General features: G+C 43.1%; 13 protein-coding genes and 1 pseudogene. 1 reads left to right on the top strand and 13 read right to left on the bottom strand.

Features of this window, described 5'->3' with window-relative positions:
• Positions 1-74: 74 nt before the first annotated feature.
• Together QUB11_RS29075 and QUB11_RS29070 are read right to left on the bottom strand one after the other, a co-directional pair.
• Positions 75-1,958: a methyl-accepting chemotaxis protein gene (locus QUB11_RS29075; RefSeq protein ID WP_333392391.1), complete on the bottom strand. Its 1,884-nt coding sequence runs from the start codon at positions 1,956-1,958 to the stop codon at positions 75-77.
• 363 nt (positions 1,959-2,321) lie between these two features.
• The gene (locus QUB11_RS29070; protein WP_333392389.1) at positions 2,322-3,746 is read right to left on the bottom strand and encodes a methyl-accepting chemotaxis protein; all 1,425 of its coding nucleotides are present in this window, start codon (positions 3,744-3,746) and stop codon (positions 2,322-2,324) included.
• Positions 3,747-3,845: 99 nt separating this feature from the next.
• On the opposite strand from QUB11_RS29070, the gene QUB11_RS29065 reads away from it, so the two are divergent.
• A complete protein-coding gene (locus tag QUB11_RS29065; RefSeq protein WP_333392387.1) occupies positions 3,846-4,052 on the top strand; it encodes a hypothetical protein in 207 nt (68 codons plus the stop codon).
• 305 nt (positions 4,053-4,357) lie between these two features.
• Here QUB11_RS29065 and QUB11_RS29060 read toward each other — a convergent pair whose 3' ends face one another.
• The 11 genes and pseudogenes from QUB11_RS29060 to QUB11_RS29010 all read right to left on the bottom strand — a co-directional run.
• Entirely contained in the window at positions 4,358-5,488 is a 1,131-nt protein-coding gene (locus QUB11_RS29060; RefSeq protein WP_333392385.1) for a chemotaxis protein CheW, read from the bottom strand.
• A gap of 3 nt (positions 5,489-5,491) precedes the next feature.
• Positions 5,492-7,168: a CheR family methyltransferase gene (locus QUB11_RS29055; RefSeq protein ID WP_333392383.1), complete on the bottom strand. Its 1,677-nt coding sequence runs from the start codon at positions 7,166-7,168 to the stop codon at positions 5,492-5,494.
• A 389-nt stretch (positions 7,169-7,557) separates the two neighbouring features.
• The gene (locus QUB11_RS29050; RefSeq protein ID WP_333392381.1) at positions 7,558-9,324 is read right to left on the bottom strand and encodes a R3H domain-containing nucleic acid-binding protein; all 1,767 of its coding nucleotides are present in this window, start codon (positions 9,322-9,324) and stop codon (positions 7,558-7,560) included.
• 138 nt (positions 9,325-9,462) lie between these two features.
• Positions 9,463-10,614 carry a circadian clock protein LdpA gene (gene ldpA, locus QUB11_RS29045; protein ID WP_333392379.1) on the bottom strand — a complete coding sequence of 384 codons (1,152 nt, stop codon included), beginning with the start codon at positions 10,612-10,614 and terminating at the stop codon, positions 9,463-9,465.
• 279 nt (positions 10,615-10,893) lie between these two features.
• Positions 10,894-11,355, bottom strand: a complete 462-nt coding sequence (locus tag QUB11_RS29040; RefSeq protein ID WP_333392378.1) for an O-antigen ligase family protein — start codon at positions 11,353-11,355, stop codon at positions 10,894-10,896.
• On the bottom strand, positions 11,279-12,187 hold the full coding sequence (locus tag QUB11_RS29035) for a hypothetical protein (RefSeq protein ID WP_333392375.1): 909 nt from the start codon (positions 12,185-12,187) through the stop codon (positions 11,279-11,281). The genes QUB11_RS29040 and QUB11_RS29035 overlap by 77 nt, the downstream gene beginning before the upstream one ends.
• Before the next feature lie 273 nt (positions 12,188-12,460).
• Positions 12,461-13,924, bottom strand: coding sequence for a hypothetical protein (locus QUB11_RS29030; RefSeq protein ID WP_333392373.1), 1,464 nt, complete (start codon positions 13,922-13,924; stop codon positions 12,461-12,463).
• A gap of 249 nt (positions 13,925-14,173) precedes the next feature.
• Positions 14,174-15,318 (bottom strand): annotated as a pseudogene (locus QUB11_RS29025) (ISAs1 family transposase).
• A gap of 350 nt (positions 15,319-15,668) precedes the next feature.
• The gene (locus QUB11_RS29020) at positions 15,669-16,208 is read right to left on the bottom strand and encodes a hypothetical protein (RefSeq protein WP_333392370.1); all 540 of its coding nucleotides are present in this window, start codon (positions 16,206-16,208) and stop codon (positions 15,669-15,671) included.
• Positions 16,209-16,506: 298 nt separating this feature from the next.
• Positions 16,507-17,043 (bottom strand): hypothetical protein, encoded by a 537-nt coding sequence (locus tag QUB11_RS29015; protein WP_333392368.1) that lies wholly within the window; start codon positions 17,041-17,043, stop codon positions 16,507-16,509.
• A 214-nt stretch (positions 17,044-17,257) separates the two neighbouring features.
• A partial coding sequence (locus tag QUB11_RS29010) for a transposase (protein ID WP_333392366.1) occupies positions 17,258-17,824 on the bottom strand: 567 nt, incomplete at its 5' end.

Genomic DNA, 17,824 nt, shown 5'->3' with positions numbered 1-17,824 from the left:
ATGACTAATGACTAATGACTAATGACTAATGACTAATGACTAATGACTAATGACTAATGACTAATGACTAATGACTACACTACTTTTTTAAGATTAAATGCAGCTTCTGTGAGTTGTTGAGTACCGATTTTAACTTGATTAATGCCGCTGACTGTTTGAGACGCAGATTCCTTCATAGAACTCATGGCATCACCTACTTGCTGAATTGCGCTCGCCTGCTGTTTAACATTAAATGAAATTTGCTGGTTGCTAGCAAACACCAGATTGCAAGCTTCCCTCACACCCGTAAAAGCTTCGGCCGTATCTTGTGCTGTTTTCACCCCTTCTGCAACCGTTTTGCGACTATCTTCAGTTGCTTTCACCGTTGAGTCGATCGCGCCCTTAATTTCTGGAACAATACCATTAATCTTTTGTGCTGCTTGTTGGCTTTCATCTGCTAACTTACGAATTTCGCTTGCTACCACCGCAAAACCTTTACCGTACTCACCGGCTCTGACTGCTTCAACAGCAGCGTTGAGAGCCAGCATATTAGTTTGGCTGGCTAAATCGCTAACCAAACTTGCGAGAGTCGATATATTGCCAATCTGACTCGTGCTGTCGTCGAGTCGATGATTTTGCTTAGAAATTGCCACCACAGCTTCTCTAAGATTCAGCATTTGATTGAGAGTTTGATCTACCTTTTTAGTACCTTCTTCGGCGAGATTTAAAGCTTGGCGAGCGGCAGCGGCAACCGACTCAGCTTGCTCGGCTGTTTGCTGAGAAGATCTGCCCAAATTTTCAAGAGTTATAGTTGTTTGATTGACAGAGACAAATTGCCGATCGGCTATTTGCTCTTGCCGATTCATATTAGATTCTATTTGCAGTGAAAATGACGATATTTGGTAAATCAACCCCCGAATGAGAGCAACAATCTGTTGCAAAAAAAACCAGCCAAATCCCAGCACCACAGCCAGGGAAACAATCGCAATAAACGCTGCTATTTTTTGAAGAGAATCAATAGAAGAAAATAGCAAGTTTTTGGGTGAAGTATCCACAATTACTAAAAATTTATTTTTATTTTCCTTGCTGGGAAAAACTGTATTATAGCTAATCACTAGATCCGTCTTGTCAATATTTCCCTTGCCACCTGAGAGTATTTTAGCAACAATGTCTCCTGAATAATCATTTTTGATATTTTCCTTAGTTTTGAGTTCCAATCCCCATGCTTTTTGAGGATTGGGATGAGCCAGATAATACCCATCTTGATTTAAGATAAAAGATTGGTCTGATAGTTCAGGATTAAAATTTTTAACCATATCGAGCAGAGTGCTACCCAGAGCATTCGTAATGACAAAGCCTTGTCTTTGTCCTTTGGCATTAAAAATTGGAGTGGCGTAGCGAATGGTTGGCTTGTAAGGAATTTCTATTTTCCCCCTTTCCTCATTCAGATTTAAGGAAGACACATAGACTTCTCCTGATTTTAGCTTCATAGTTGCCGAAAAGTAATCTGCGTCTGCTTTATTTTGTAGTTGAGAATCTGGAATAACTTGGAGATTTGTGCCGTCAGAATCTACGCGGACTATCTCCTTACCGCTGTTATCTATGTAACGCAATTGCATATAATAGGGCTTGGCTTCCATCAACGATAAAAATGTGAGTTGCATTCGATAAACCCAATCTTTATAAGTTGAATTAGTTTGTTTGTCTACTCCCTTTCCTTCTCTAGCTCTAATCATTCCCTGAACTGGGGGAGTTTTGCGGAGAAACAAAATATCGGCTCTCAGATTGTCAAATTGGTTAATCATTTGATTGGCGGTGGAATTAACACTGTCACTAAGGGTTATTAATGCTAAATTTTGTAGTGCTTCTGTTGAAGAAGAAATGCCATACCAACCAACCAGAGATACTGGAATCAAGGTACTTAAAATTAGGAGGAGGAGCAGTCGGTGCTGCATTTTTTGGAAAAATTTGTTCATCATTGGTTACGGAGAATTGGTTACTGGGAACTTGTAAGCTCGCATAGTCTAAGTATAGGGAATTGGGAAATTGTACGCTGGCATAGTCTAAGTATAGGGAATGGGAAAATTGTACGCTCGCGTAGCCGAAGTATAGGCAATTGGGAATTGGTAGTAAATAAAAAATAACAACTCCCAAATAATAACTCACAAATCACAACTAACTACACTGCTGATTTGAGATTAGGTTCTGATTTGCCCAGAAACAAGTTATTACTCCCGTTAATATCGCGGGAATTGTAGGGATGCCGATCGCCAAAGCAATAGATTTAATTTTTAAGGATATATTGGGCATTTTTTGGGAACTACTCATAATTCATCGATCTCCTACAAAACTGCTTTCAAATCTAAGGCTGCTTCATTCAATTTTTGAGTGCCGACTTTAGTTTGACTGATACCGCAAGCGGTTTGGGCTGCCGCTTGATTGAGGGAGTTCATAGCTTGCACTACCTGTTCGATCGCGATCGCTTGCTGTTTGGCATTCAGAGAAATTTGCTGAGAGCTCAAAACCACATTGTTAATGGCATTGGCAACTCCTGCAAATGCCACTGCGGTTTCTGAGGCAATATTCACGCCCGATTCCACAGTTTTAGTTCCTTCGTCTGTCACCATTACCGTTGAGTTAATCGCTTTTTGAATATCAGCAACTAATAAATTAATTTGCGCTCCTGATTTTTTACTGCGATCGGCAAGTTTGCGAATTTCTGACGCCACCACGCCAAACCCCTTGCCATGTTCCCCCGCCCGCACGGCTTCCACAGCAGCATTAAGTGCTAACATATTAGTCTGATTAGCCAAATCGCTAACTACAGTTGAGATATTACCAATGTGATCTGTTTGTTCGCTCAACTCTATAATTTGTCCTTGGATATCCTGAACTTTAGTTTTGAGAGTGGCCATTGCTTCTAAAGTTTGTTCTACAGCTTTTGTGCCACCTCCAGCTAAATTCAAAGCTTGCATTGCTTGAACCACGGCTGTTTCTATCTGCTGTGATGTCGCCCTGGAAGATGCTCCCAATTCGTCCATTGTAGTAGTAGTTTCATTTACTGAAGCTGCTTGCTGACTTGCCATGCGTTCCTGTTCTTCCACGGTGGCTGCAATCTCAGTGGAAGAAGTGGCGATCGAGCTAATGGCCCGATCGATAGTTTGGGCAATTCCTGACGAAATCAACCCAGCTATAATAGTACCTAACACCAATAAAAGTACGGAAGCAAATACCACAGCCCAGAGCAAGAAAACTAAAGATTCCTTCGTTTTTGCGGTGGCTTGCTTAATCGCATTTACTTCAATGTCGCGAAATTGCTTATTCACTTCCACAAATTCATTCACAAATTTTGTCTGTTTTCCGGTGTTAAATATAGCCATGGCTTCCGCCCTCTTATTTTGTTGTAAAAAAACCATCATTTCGTTAGCACTCTCATAATATTGGTTGCAGAGTTGTAGCATCTTCTCTAAACGTTCTTTTTGTTCAGGATTTTGGATCATTAACTCAACACTATTAGCCGACTGGCGAGCTAATTCTAAACCTGTTTGAAAATCATTTAAAAAGTCCGTATTTTTATTATTAATTAAATACCCGCGCAACCCCCGTACCATTTGCTCGGCACCTGCAGACATATTATTTGTGTGTCTGATCACATTTTCGATCCTTTCTACTTCTTGAAAATTACTCAATACCTGATTAGTGGTTGTATAAACTAGCACGGGAAAACCCAAGTATATAGTTGCTGGCGCTACATATGCAAGCAGCATTCTCTTTCTAATATTGAATTTTATTAAGTTAGCAAACATATTTTTCTCCTTAATTTTAGTCCAATATGGCTTGAAAAGCGAGGGGATTTGGTATAGCGTATGTTGAAGGAAGAAGGAAGAAGCCGCTTCGGCTCGCTTCCCTTTGACTACGCTCAGGGGAGGCAAAGCCGATCGCCATTCGGTTACGCTCAGGGCGCGATCGGCCCCCTGAGCGTAGAATGGCAAGTTAAAAAGAAGGAAGAAGCAATAAAATCAATGATTTGGGCCATGAACAACTTCCTCACCGTATTGGCGGTTGCTATATAGCAAGTCTAAATCATTTATACAGATTGGTAGGGTTAGTGGCAAGAGTGCCTACCCCGATCCGCTTAAGCACGGGGGGAGTGGACATACCTTAATTTTACAACTCATTTAGACGCACTATATAAGATAAAATCTGCTAGCATCGTCGTGGTAAAGTCGAGTCAAGTGCTCACCATATGTATCTTCCATATATCAGCCCAATTTTCAGCTTTTCGACTCACTGTCAATCGTCCAGTGTCAACAGTGAAACGTCAACAATTATCTCGATTGTGCAACCGGAATTGATATAATTGAGATAACTTGTTGATTCAAACCTCCTCATCAACCACAAGTCCTCCTTTGGTAAGGAGTTTTTGCAAGTTCAGAATAGCCATCATTTTTTTCCCGTAAATAGCTGTCCCCCGTAGATATTCGCGGTTGGCAGAATGCAGCGCTGCCGGAACAGCAGCAATTTCCGACACATTTAAGTATATAATATCTAATATTTCGTCAACAACTATACCAGCGACCAAATCTGCCACTTCAACAACGATCGCCTTAGAAAGATAATTGGCAGCCTCCGACATATTGAAAGACATATTTAAAGCACTGCGAATATCAATTAGCGTCACAATTTCTCCCCGCAAATTTATATTTCCCACTATGCGATCTGGAGTGCAAGGAACCGGAGTTACTTGGCTAATATCAGTAAATTCGCGGACTAGATCTAAATGAATACCAAAGTATTCGCCATTCAAAGCAAACACTGCCAAAGACATATTAATTGCAGCATCATTTTCCTCCTCGCCTCGCCGCCTCAAATTATTAGCCCGCGATTTAAAAATTTCCTTTTCTTCCGGCGTAGCCTGTGGACAAAAAACTTGACTCTTGCTCAAAATTTTAGGATTTGCGCCTAACAATTTTGCATTTATTCGCCACTGTAAATTTTCCCTGTCTGCCTCATCTCCTCTTTCTTCATTACCTGCATTGCTTGGAGAAACAGGCCAAATTTCCTCTAACTTTTCGGGAGAATATCGAATTAAGTGATCGAGATTCAGCAGCATGATAATATCGTCTTCGCAGCGGGCCAGTCCAGCTACAAAATGATGAGAGGCTTCTGAATTCTCTCGTCCGTAAGATAGCTGCGGAGTGATGGCATCTTCTGAGAGTTCCTTAACTTCGCGAACTTGATTGACAATTATACCGAGTTTCGATTCTTGCCACTCTATGACGATCGTACTATCTGTCACAGAATACTCTTGCCAAACGTATCCAAAACGGAGATTCAGATCCATCACGGGCAGAATTTCGCCCCGAAGGTCGATCGCCCCAACAATATCTTGAGGTGCTTCTGCAATTGTTGTCAACTCCGGCAGAAAGAAAATTTCCCGAACGTAGCAGGCTTCTATACCGCAGAGAAAACCGTTCTGTTCAAAGATAAGATACGGTTTAGTTTCCATATTTTAGTGTACAGTTTCTTTACTGTATAATCTTAACAATTTTTTTTTAACATTCATCAGCACTTGACTAGCTGTCATTTTCCCCTGTGAATCTATGGGAGTGTTTGGCGGTAGTGCTTTCAGGATTTCACAAGATGAATTGTACATTTTAAGAGCTCTTTTTACTTGACCTTCTTTATTGTATATATTCCCTAGTTCTATATAGGCTGACACAAAAGAGGGACACATATAAATAGTCCTCTTTAATAATTTCTTTGCTGTTTCCAATTGCCCCTGTTCTTCAGCAATTTGAGCTTGTAAATAATCAGTAAATACTGAGCCTGGATCGACTTTTCTAGCTCGATTACAGTATTCTATTGCCTGAGAATAATTGCCGGAATTTGCCTGAACTTGAGCCATCAAATAATAAGCCTCAAAATTATGTCCCTGCAAGTCTATTGCCTCTTGTGCCTTGTTGATTGCCTCAGTATAATCTTTATTTTTAAATGATTTTTTAGCCTCTAAGATTAGCATTTGAGACGTTTGATTTTGAGCATTTTCTGCTAGTATTTTTTCTGTAACTGACACGGCATTGTTCGGCAAGCCGTCCTCCAGATAGGGAGAGGGCAGCATCTTCCCCAGCGGATTACTTATTTTTAATACCGGAGGCATCTCTATCTCAGGAAAATTGCTGTTAGTAGTAACACTAGGTGGCATCGTTTCCCATGTTAGCAACTCACCACTATCATCGCCCATAGTATCTGCTTTGGGGAATTCCCGAAATGCCGAGTTGGCTTCCCCTACCGTTGCAACCCTAGACTCTATTTGACCGCCTTCCTCCGGTAATGCCTCCCGACGCTGATAAACCACCGACTCCGGAAAAATCTTGGCTTCAAACTCGTTCATAATTTGACCGTAAACTTCAGCGTGACCGGTCATTAAATATCCTCCAGGTCTCAGGGTATTGGAAAATTTTTTCAGTACCAGTGCAATATATTTATGTTCAAAATACACAAAAACGTTTCTACACAAAATTAAGTCTATATTATAAAGATTTTGGTAAATATTAGGAAAGTCATCTGTGATTAAATTTACACAACTAAAGTTGACACTTTCGCGCAATTCTAGATTAATTTCCCAATCATTTTGCCTCTGATGAAAATACTGCTTTTGTATCTGCGGTTCAACCAAGCGAAACGACCAATGACTGTAAACTCCCTGGGGCGCTTTTTTGATTACTTTTTCATTGATATCTGTACCTAAAATTAATATTTTCCATTGCTCCCAATCGGGAATCAACTGTTTTAAAACAATAGCTAAAGAATAAGGTTCTTCACCGGTAGAGCAGCCCGCACTCCAGATTCGGAGTGTCGGCTGCATTCCCAAAGTCTTGTGCAAGTTTCTTTTCTGCTCTATCAATTCAGGAAAAATTACTCTCTTTAACAGAGAAAACTGTCCTTTGTCTCGCATGAAATAACTTTCAATTGTTGTTAATAGCAATACTAATTCTGCCCATTCATTTTTACTTTCCCAAGTTGGGGCTGTTAAAAATTTATAATATTTTTCGGGTTCGGAGATTTTTTTGGCTCTCATCCGAGTCAAAATTTTGTGAGACAAAGCCGAACGATCTTGCGACCGAATTCGCAAACCAATCTGAGTAGTAATTAAGTTAATAAATAGCTGAATTATTGAATCATTCATGTCCACTCAGGTAGATTCTTTTAATAATTGGAGAATTGGGAATTTTTACTGAGCTGTTGCTGATTTTTTGCTGAGCCTAGCTGCTAGCCTGCGGCTCGTCGGTTCGCAAAGCCGAAGGGAGCCGAAGGGAAGTGCGTAGCTGAACTATTGGGAATTGGGGAACTTGTAAGCTCGTGTAGTAGAAGTATTGGGAATTGGGAATTGGGGAATTTGGAATTAGAAATCGGGAATTTAGCCGATCGCCTGAACAAGAACAGTGTCACAGCATATCATATCAGAAACTTGCCAGCTACTTAAAGGAAAAAGGCAAAAGGTAAAAGACAGAAGCCTGGAAAAAATTATCCCTTCTGCCTTCCACCTTCTGCCTTCAAAGGCACCAATCTCCAACTTTAAGCTGGATATATCCGCAGGCGGCGATTGGGTTCTTCCCCAAAACTGTGGGATTTCAGGTGATAGTGTTCCACAAGTTCGTGCTGCATTTTGCGGACGTTGGGAGAACGGGGCAGGAGTTCCACCGGCTGTCCCTTCGGAATGACAATTTGCTCGACTGCTAAGCGCGTTTCTTCGAGAGCTTCGAGCTCATCAGAAGAACCGCTGCGGGCGAATAAGGCGAGGTCTGCCACTTCCGGGGTGCCTGGGTCATCCATGTCCAACAGGCGCCGCAAAGCTCTGGCTACGTGGGGAATAGTGGCGGCCTTAATTGTGTGCACGGGAACTTGGCGAGTTTTGGCCAAGTGCCTCAATTTCGACTGGTTCCGAACGTTCGATCGCAAAGCCACAACCACGTCAGCACTCTCAATATCCTTCGTCAGCAGTACCGGCAGGTTCAGCGTCGAAATCACCTGTTCGAGCTGGTGGCGAGGTATGCCGTAAGGATAAACGTGGAGGGGCAAATCTTCGCCGTTAGGGCCGACATTATGGGAATAGCGTCCGGCCTTGGGTACCGGCTCGACGGACAGGGATTCTTCGAGCAGTTGCTCGAAATACCGAGTCTCAGCAACCGGTGCGCTTTTAGCAGCGAAGTTCTCGCCTTGAGCGGGCATCGGCACCATTTTGCCAGCACTCCGCCAGCCAGAGAGCGGTGTGACGGGCCGGATTGCCGATACCGCAGCCGGGCCGCTGGAAGCTGCGATTCCCGGAAACCGGGCGGGGGGAGCGGCGGACTCGCGCTCGATAATTACTTCTCCCGTCTCGCTGACGCTTCTGATTTGCTGGCTCGGTTCGCGTCCCCGCAGCAGAGTGTCGATCGAATCTGCAACTCGCTCGTGGATTACCCAGCGCTGGCGTTCCAGCATTTCGATGGCAATTTCAAAAGTTGGCGGTGCTTTGCGCTCCAAAACCGTCTTTTGAGAACCGCGCCGTCTTGCTTCGTCATCTCCCAGCGTCACCGCTTGGATGCCCCCAATTAAATCTGCCAGAGTCGGGTTTTTCATCAAGTTTTCGATCCGGTTCCCGTGGGCGGTACCTACCAACTGCACGCCCCTTTCGGCGATCGTCCGAGCCGCCAAAGCTTCGAGCTCCGTGCCGATTTCATCAATCACGATCACTTCCGGCATATGGTTTTCCACTGCTTCGATCATGACTTGGTGCTGGAGTTCGGGACGGGAAACTTGCATTCTGCGAGCTCTGCCGATCGCTGGGTGGGGAATATCTCCATCTCCGGCAATTTCGTTGGAGGTGTCGATGATTACCACCCGTTTTTCCAAGTCATCGGCGAGCACGCGGGCAATTTCCCGCAGGGCCGTGGTTTTGCCAACACCGGGGCGGCCGAGCATCAAAATTGACTGACCGGTTTCCACCAAATCGCGGATAATGCCGATCGTCCCGAACACAGCGCGGCCCACCCTCAAAGTCAAGCCGATAATCTCGCCGCTGCGGTTGCGAAGGGCGCTAATTCGGTGCAGGGTTTGCTCGATACCGGCTCGATTGTCGCCGCCGAAGTGGCCGACTCGCTCGATGCAATAGTTGAGGTGTGCTTTGGTAATCGGAGTTTGGGAAAGAGGTTCGGCCAAGGATGGAAAACGAGCTTCAGGTTGGCGGCCCAAATCCATGACAATCTCAATGAGATTGTTGCGCTGCGGGTGCTGCTCTAAGGGCTGCCGGATCTCATCTGGCACGATGTCTAATAATTTGTTGAGGTCGTCTGTAATCTGCATTCGCCTCGATGTGTTCGGTGACGTTTTCAACTTTTTAGTCATTAGTCATTAGTCATTAGTCATTAGTCATTAGTCATTAGTCATTAGTACCAATGCCCAATGCCCAATTCCCAATTCCCAATTCCCAATTCCCAATGACTAAAATTCTTTGATCTGGGAAACTAGAGAACAAGCTAAACTCACGGCCTGTGAGAGAAGTTCTGGGACGGCTTCGAGCTGAGGTAGCCGAGATGTTTGAACTCCGGCTGCTGGCCGCGCGACTGCCACCGGAACGGCATAGGCTCGATCGGTCTGCATTGTTTCTAACTGTTCTAAAATTGGCGATAGCAAAACCCTGGCATAGCTGCCGTAAGCTATACCTGCAATTTTTGGGGCATCAGGAATTGACAAATTTTTCCCATGCTCCCCGATCAGTCCCTCGGCTCTCAGCTTGCTGACAGTGTGAGCATTAGTGCCGCCTGCAAGTTGCACGTATCCCGGCAACTGGGCAGCCAAAACTTTTTGACCGAGTTTGACCGCGGCTCTAGTAGTTCCTGTTCCGATATCTCCGCTCATTGGCCTACCGTCCGTTTGCCAAATTAGGGGACAAGGAAGGGGGGAAATTATTTGATACAGTGTCCGCAAATAATCAATCAAACCGTCTCCATCGGGGCAACTAATTGCTATTACCTTGAGTTGAGCGACCCAGGGAGCTATGCTCGACCAAAGTCGCGCAAAATCTGCCTCTCTGCCTACTTGCGTGTGGATTTCTAGGGCGTCCGCACCGGATTGCAAGATTAAAGGTGCGATCGCGGCGGGAGCAGACACGTAAGAACGAGTATAAATCAGTTGGCTCGGACAAATCGGCAGACAGCGACCGCAGCCATAGCATTGCTGGTCTATCACCCCGGAAAAACCACTGCCAGCACTCTGAAAAACTATTGCTTCGGCTGGACATATTTTTTCGCACGGCCGCCAGCAGTCCGCCGGACAATCGGCTGGGTTGAATTCGGCTTTGCGAAAATGCGGGTCTTCCCCATCGTTTAAACTCACCATCAGCAACGGCAACCCTTTGCCGCCAAACCTGCGGTTTTGAGTTCTTGCCTGTAAGTCGCTGGCCACTTGTAGGGCTTCTTTCGCTGCGGCGACGGCGGCGGGATCTGCCGCGACATCGATACAGTCAGCGCCTGCTAAGGTGTAAGCCAAGGTGAGATTCCGTACAGCCGGTAGGTGCTGAAAGCTCGCCCCACAGATCAGCTTGAACCAATGGCCATCTTTTAATGAGTTTAGGGGATGATAATGTTCTGTCACCCTTATATGTTAATCCTTTCAGCTAAAAATTACGAGGCAAAAATTTGTACTGAGTTTTCCGGCTCAGCCAGATACAAGTATCAAAACGCTACCGATAGGAGTGGGACTTGGGGGGTCAGCCCTAGATGTGGAGTATCGAGCATGACTTTTTTGGCAATCTAATTTTTTTAAGAGTTTTTGTTACGGGTACGATTTTTAATTTTTGGCTGAGGTTTTAATTGCAGGCAGACTTATAATAATATCATTTGTTAGCGGTGGGTGCAAGATAAAAGCCGACTATTATTGCAGGATTGAGAGTTTTGGACTCGGAAAACTCGATTCGGAGCCATCTAGCGCTAACCAAAGCACCTGCGCGTATTGAGCGCACTCAAACCAAGCCAGAATGAAAGTTAAATAGCCGATCGCCACTGCTGATAAATCGGTATTTGGGGGCGCGATCGCGCATTTCAAGCAATATCCCCACAAAGCAACAGCAGCGATTAGTCCCAGAATGCCTGTAGAAATAGCAGTATCTAAAATCCAATTGTGAGCTTTATAACTCGGTATTTTTTCAGTGCGAACCTGTCCGTTTGGGGCCATATAATCATAAGAAAACTGACCTAAATTCACAATTTCAGGAACCTTATTGGGAGTGGCGACGAAAGGATATGCGATGCCAAATCCGTTAAAACCCCAGCCAAAGAGAGGTCGTTTTTGAATCCCGCGCACGGAAATTTCCCACAAGGGCGATCGGCTGGACATTACTTGTGCAACAGATACTCGATTCCAGTCCAGAGGTTAGCGTAAAAGTCATCGCACTAATGGCCAGCAAACCAATAAAAATACCAGGAATTAATTGTTTGTAATATTGCCGTCCCAATAAGTAAAATATTGCTATTATTAAAGATAAAACTGCTGTGCGAGTGTTGGTAAATAGCAAAGCGGGGAGAATGAGAAATAAAGCGAGAGTGGAAGTGCGATCGCTAATTAATTTCCACTTCCAAGCTACCGCACAAATAACGGCTGTCAGAGTCAATACTATAGCTGCGTGGCCGCGGTGCGAGAAAAGTGCGATCGGCTGCTGTCCCCGAAAAATCGTGCTAGCCAAAACATCATGTGCGATCGACTGACCGTTCGTTGCTGTATAATCAATTTGCCAGTTGAAAACTTGCGGAAAAACGCTAATAGCTACAACCGCACCTCCTATCAGCAAACCCCGTATTTGACAGCCAAACAATTCTGGATGCAGTTTTAACAGCAGCCTATTGGTGAGGCTAAAAATAGAAATTAACAGCCAGTACAGCCAGCCGTCTCCCATTTGGTCTTGTCCCCAAAAAGAACGCTCCGGGAAAGGACTGTTGAGGGTAGAAATCGCTCCCACAGTCAAAAACACTCCCCACAAAATCAGGCAGATTTTCCACTGCCGGGAAAAAGTTAAAAGTTTCCTTTCTTCCCATAAAAATGATAAATTTGAAAGCACAATCAGCAGGACAACAAAAACTTTAGGCTGCGTCCAAATTTCGCCGCGGCTGCCTCCCCAAGGGTTGATGAGAATGAGACTGAAAGCATATAGCAAAGTGTAAAGATTTTTCATCTGAAATATAGTTGTGTAATAATTGCGAGCTTTGTGTCAGTGCCAGCGAATCGAAGCAATCGCAGCATCTTCAGTTCATTCGATAGTGATTCCTGTAGGGGCGGGTTCACCAACAATATCTGCTAATAATTGACAATCTCAAAAACCCGCCCCGGTTTGGATATTAGGCTCATTCGATAGTGATTCCTGTAGGGGCGGGTTCACCAACAATATCTGCTAATAATTGACAATCTCAAAAACCCGCCCCGGTCTGGATATTAGGGTCTATAAAAATTATCCAGCCTGCCGCTTTTTTCGCAAAATATGCCGCATCCCAGCGAACCACAGCAGCATTCCCTTAGCCGCCAAAATACTCCCCGGTTCCGGTACAGCTTCCGCATCAATTGGCTTGGAAATTTGCCGCATCTTGAAACTTCCTTCCCGTTCCTGAAAAGCTAATTGAATTGGAAATGCTGTTTCTGCTGTTTCGCCAAATAATGAATCAATCCCAGTGATTCTAAACTTGTCTACTGGATAACCCAACAAAGAAACAAAGTCTAATTTATCTCCCGGACTGAAATTACCGAGTATCGAATCTCCTACTGCAACAGTAAACTCCTGGTCATCGCCCGCAGGAAAATCGAGAATTTCAGTAAATAAAGTGTCTTCCAAAGACTGGAATTCAAAGCCGTAAGTAGTTGGAGGGTCAAACCAGCGACAGCCGGGAACTTTGTTGAAGACTTGCCAGCCGTTTTGGATAGAATTGGGAAGGATGGGGTTTTGCTGTGTCAGGCCCCGCTTTTCTTTTCCGAATCCGCCGCCGCCACTACTTGCTACGCTAAAATCTGGCGATTCTTGTGGGTCGTAAACATCAACAAAAAGCTCGTAATTGCCTGTGTCTTGACCGCGAGCACCTCCACCAGCAGCACGGACATCGAGGTTGATATTGCCGCTACTGCCCACAGTACCAGTTAGTGCGGAGGCAAAGCCATTTCCTACAGGGCTACTGTCGTCGTCAAATCCTAGCTGAAAACCTGAGTCATTGTCAGTGCTTAAGAATGTGTTGGGGTTGCAGCGATTTGAGGGGAGGTCGTTGTTTGTCCATGCTCTGTATTTTGAGCCGGGAGCAAGCCCGTCTAACTTGTATCTGTCTACTTGAGAGCCGGAGGCTAGGGTGCCGGTGAAGTTTTTAGATGATTTACGACGACGGTTGTTTCTCCAACCCCATTTGATCCCGTTATAGATCGTGGCTGTCCTTGTTGAGCTTCCTAGAGGTGTAGTTTCTTCAACTAAATAGAGAAAAGCATTCCAGGTATGGTTATTTAAGGGGTCATTCCTGTAGGGTGCATCTACGAAAAATCTATATGGGGTAGGTGGTATACCTATAGCTAGTCCATTACCCGCAACACCAGAATAGTATGGAGTTTTTTGCCCAATATTAATGTCTAAAATATCTTCAATAAGCCCATGTTCGTCAGGGTTAAGGCTATGGTTGCTCTTCACTCGTTGAATCCATTGAACATTTCTAGTTATATTGGTGGGGTCGGGTATGGGGTCAGCACCTATAACCGGATGATACTCTAATTCTAAAAAAGCTCCAACTCCCCCTAGATAAGGCTCATCAAGTTCCTTCCCACAATCAGTTCTAGGTCCACAAGCATAGTAAGACTTCAGCTCGAAACGACCCTGTAAGTCATTCTCTGCCTTCTCAAATTGCCATTGTCCTCCATGTTTATTAGTAGAAAAATCGTTTAGCAATTGCAGAAGCTCATTAGTCCCTCCCAGGGGGAACGCATCTTATTGAACACTGTTCATCAGTGGTGAGTATATTTTGAGATAAATTCACCATTCAAAGAAGCTACAGACACGCTTTGTAATGACTTTAGTAAGAAAACAGTAACTGATTAATGGTGGTTTTTACGCTTCTGCTAATTTTGAGACAATAAAACTATTACAACCACTGTTGACAAGTTGTATAATAGTTAGTAATGAGTTATTCGTGAGGATTTAGTTAACTGCAACAGCGAGAATCTTGGTCAAATAGTCATCATCCCACCCGGCTCGAAGTCGCTTATTTTTTGCTCCAGTTTTTGAAGTTTTCTCTTGATTCAAAAGATTGAGCGAGATGTGTCTAAGAATAGCAAAATTTTGCGGAGCATTATCTTTTCTAATCCGACACTCATCTTCACGAAAACCCACATCTAACACCCAATGTAAAGAATTTTCAATTCCCCAATGGCTGCGGACTGATTCACCAAATTTTTGAGCATTATTTGGTAAACTACTAATATAATAACGAGTTTCAATAGTTGTTTTTCCTTTCACTATTCTCACGGATTCTATCAGACCTATACTATGAAGCTTCTCCCATTGATTGTCGGGATCTATCAGCTCTTTGATGTCACTTAACATGGTTGTAATGTCTGATTTCTGAGCGACCGTGATTATTCTCTTTCTTCGTCGAATGAGCTGTATGTGTAAATCCCGAAAATCCTTGTCTAATTGCTTGTTTAAACAACTCTTTCGACGAAGGCATACAGGGATAGTTGGTTCTTTTTTAAGGTGATTACATAATCTCCTTTTTGTTCGACAATTGACTTCACAATTGACCTCTGACAGCCCATAGCATCAATGCTGACAATGCTTCCATTCAATTCTAATACTTTGAGTAAAGCCGGAATAGCTGTGATTTCATTAGACTTTTTATCAACCTTAACTTGTCCTAAAACTAATCTTTGACTCGTCGCCCAAGCACTGACCATATGAATTGCTTTTTTATCTCCTCCCCCTGAGTAAGAATGGCGAAGACTTTTGCCATCAATTGCGATTACTTCTCCAGGATTGAAGCAACTAATAGATTGAATCCAACTCAAAAAACATTTCTGAAATTGCTCCGGTTTTAGCCGAGAAAATACTCGCGCAATTGTATCATGTGAAGGTATGCCATTCGGCAATTCTAAATGTTTTTTTAACCATTCGTATTTAGCTCGCCCGTAACTTTCAATATCCACCCATGTATCAGCACCGCAAATCACGGCACAAATTGAGATGGTGATAATGTCAATTAATTGATGATGTTTCGTCCGCTCAATTCTGGGATCTTCTAAGTCGGCAAAATGGTCGGCAATCGTGATTTTAGGTTTGAGTTTCATACAGGTAAACCCTAATTAAATGTTTTGTAGTTACTCAATAATTCTTCTCCAATATACCAGATTCTGTTAACATGAAATTTAGATGCGTTCGCCCTGTAGTCCCTCCTCTTTCGATACTTTCTGGAGGCACCAGCCAGACCTCGCCCTCATAATTTTTTTCATTGTAGGGAACATAGGGAATATAAGAATCTGATGGGTGGGGGAAATTTAATAGTAAAAGCTACGCTAACCTGACTGTTACTTCCAACTAACAAGGTTGTTGCAAAGAAAGCAATTGTACGTTGTAGTTTCAGCATTTTTTTGATTGTTTTTACTATTATGTGAACATTAAAAAGCCAGAGAATTTTTAATCAGCTCGCAGCACCGACTAGAGAAAACACTGCAAAGGGAGTAGATACCAAGCCTGTCCAAAGCCCTTCTATAGTTTTGCCACGGTAAAGTCGTTTGACGGCGGATAGATTTTGATATGTAAACCGAATTCGGTATGTACCCAGCTTAAGATTGTCAAAATGCCAAACACCCCCATCTCTCGCATAACCTCCGATCCGAAGTTTATAATCGTACCAGGAAAACTTAGCATCGATAAAAGAGGTCAAGCTCTCCCCTGGATTAGCTAACAAAAAATCCGACTCTGAGGGTGCTTTAGTGACATTTCTAGCATAGGCTAGTTTTACTGATTGACCGTCCTCTCTCTGAAGTTCGGGTAGCAAGTAAAAGAAGATAAAGCGATAGGGAGTTGACGTTTTGTTGGTAACGCGAATCCCAAACTGAATTGAGGTTTTAACATTTTCTTTGTTGGAAATAGTTAAAACTCGTTCTGGTACTAACGTTTCAAAGCAGATACCATCCACTTCTACTGCATCACTGTCCTCACATTCACTATATGTCACGTTTGTTCTCCTCTTATGCTAATTCAAAATCCTTAAAACGGGCTGCGATGTGAGATCGACCTTACAACATGCGATCGCGATAAGCTGCCTTGCTTTCTGAAAGTGACTTATTAACTATAAGACTATATACTAGAGCGGTTATATTAATGTTGAAACGGTAAAAATACTGATTTTTGAGGTGATAGTTTGCTGACACTCTGCAATAAAACCACTAAGTTGCACTTGAATATGAATTTGACAACCGCATATATACTGATAATGGTTGGCGGTCGATCGACTTAATTTTGATTTCAATTCATCAATAGACTAGGCGGAACTCCTCCCAAGGTGTAGATGCCTTTCCCGTCCACAATCCTTGCACAGTTCCTCCATAAAGGATTTTTCTCACAGCGTTTTGATTTTCATAAGTGAACCGAACTTGATATTTAACTGGATTGAGGGTGCGAAAAGTCCAAACACCGCCAGAACTTTCATAGCCTCTGAGTCCAAACTTGTCTTGATAGCAGTACAACTCGCCTTCTACAAAGAAGGTCAAACTTTCGTTTGGCATAGCTAATATAAAATCGGCTTTTTGCGGGGCTTTGACGCCATTTACGCCCCAAGTACGCTCTATTACTTTCCCCTTGGCATCTTGAAGTTCTGGCATCAATCCAAAGAATTTAAAGCGATAGGGAATTGTCGAAAGGTTGGTGACGCGAATCCCAAATTTTACGGGAGTTGTGTCACCGTCTTTAGTAGGAATTAGTACCTCGCGCTCTGGCACTAAAGTTTCAAAGCGGATGCCATCTACTTCAATGGTTTTGTTCTTAATTGATTTTATTTTTCTAGATGCCATGTTGCCTAATCTTATCAATAAAACTGTTAAATCGCGATATGCTGGTTGTTTAATCAGTTATATAAGCATATAAAAATGCTGTTTTGGTAACAAATGCAAATTTACGTAACTTGATTTTTTTGTGTCCTTATCTTTTTAGGCTGCTACAATTAAAAATACTAAACTTCGATAGCCTGCGAAAAAAAGTATCTTACACCAATACTCCGGACAGTTTTTAAGCAGCCAAAGTACCATAAGACAAGACTGAAGGAAGATTAGGATGGTTTAAAATCAAATCTGGGTCTAAATCTAACTTATCAATAAAGGTACAAATTAGATGCTTATTGAATTCCAGCCGTTTATAAGAAGCCATTGAAAACACAAACGACTTGGCAGATGAATGACAACTAGAGAGTTCATGTTTTGCTAAATTTAAGGCAATTAGACTGGCATTAAAATGAAAATCAAGCCGTGGTAAATGACGAGCTTGACAATCCGACAATCCCGTAAATTGCTTGGCATCACGAAAAATAAATTCGATCTGAAAACGAGCCTGATAATATTCAACAATTTGCTCAGGGGGTAAGTGAACATCAGTGCTAAATAATAAAGCATTTTTGATTGTCCCGTCGGCTTGAACCTCCGAGATACAAGCCAAACTAATTTGGCAATTTAAACAACAACTCCAGACTACCAATGTATATAATGAAACTCCCGGTTGTATTTCTTTAACAAAATTAAGACGACTCAAATCATGGCAGTCAACCTTGCCATCATATTTACGTGGAGCTCCCAGTTTCTT

Source organism: Microcoleus sp. B6-A1, assembly GCF_036705085.1.
Taxonomy (GTDB): domain Bacteria; phylum Cyanobacteriota; class Cyanobacteriia; order Cyanobacteriales; family Microcoleaceae; genus Microcoleus.
The sequence above is the reverse complement of the archived record's forward strand: the minus strand, read 5'-3'. Positions and strand labels throughout refer to the sequence as shown.

Excerpts from the sequence above, each read along its gene's own strand:
- QUB11_RS29055 (WP_333392383.1), bottom strand. The coding sequence starts at position 7,168 with ATGAATGATTCAATAATTCAGCTATTTATTAACTTAATTACTACTCAG.
- QUB11_RS29075 (WP_333392391.1), bottom strand. The coding sequence starts at position 1,958 with ATGATGAACAAATTTTTCCAAAAAATGCAGCACCGACTGCTCCTCCTC.
- QUB11_RS29050 (WP_333392381.1), bottom strand. The coding sequence starts at position 9,324 with ATGCAGATTACAGACGACCTCAACAAATTATTAGACATCGTGCCAGAT.
- QUB11_RS29065 (WP_333392387.1), top strand. The coding sequence starts at position 3,846 with ATGTTGAAGGAAGAAGGAAGAAGCCGCTTCGGCTCGCTTCCCTTTGAC.
- QUB11_RS29070 (WP_333392389.1), bottom strand. The coding sequence starts at position 3,746 with ATGCTGCTTGCATATGTAGCGCCAGCAACTATATACTTGGGTTTTCCC.
- QUB11_RS29015 (WP_333392368.1), bottom strand. The coding sequence starts at position 17,043 with ATGGCATCTAGAAAAATAAAATCAATTAAGAACAAAACCATTGAAGTA.
- QUB11_RS29035 (WP_333392375.1), bottom strand. The coding sequence starts at position 12,187 with ATGAAAAATCTTTACACTTTGCTATATGCTTTCAGTCTCATTCTCATC.
- QUB11_RS29060 (WP_333392385.1), bottom strand. The coding sequence starts at position 5,488 with ATGGAAACTAAACCGTATCTTATCTTTGAACAGAACGGTTTTCTCTGC.
- QUB11_RS29040 (WP_333392378.1), bottom strand. The coding sequence starts at position 11,355 with ATGTCCAGCCGATCGCCCTTGTGGGAAATTTCCGTGCGCGGGATTCAA.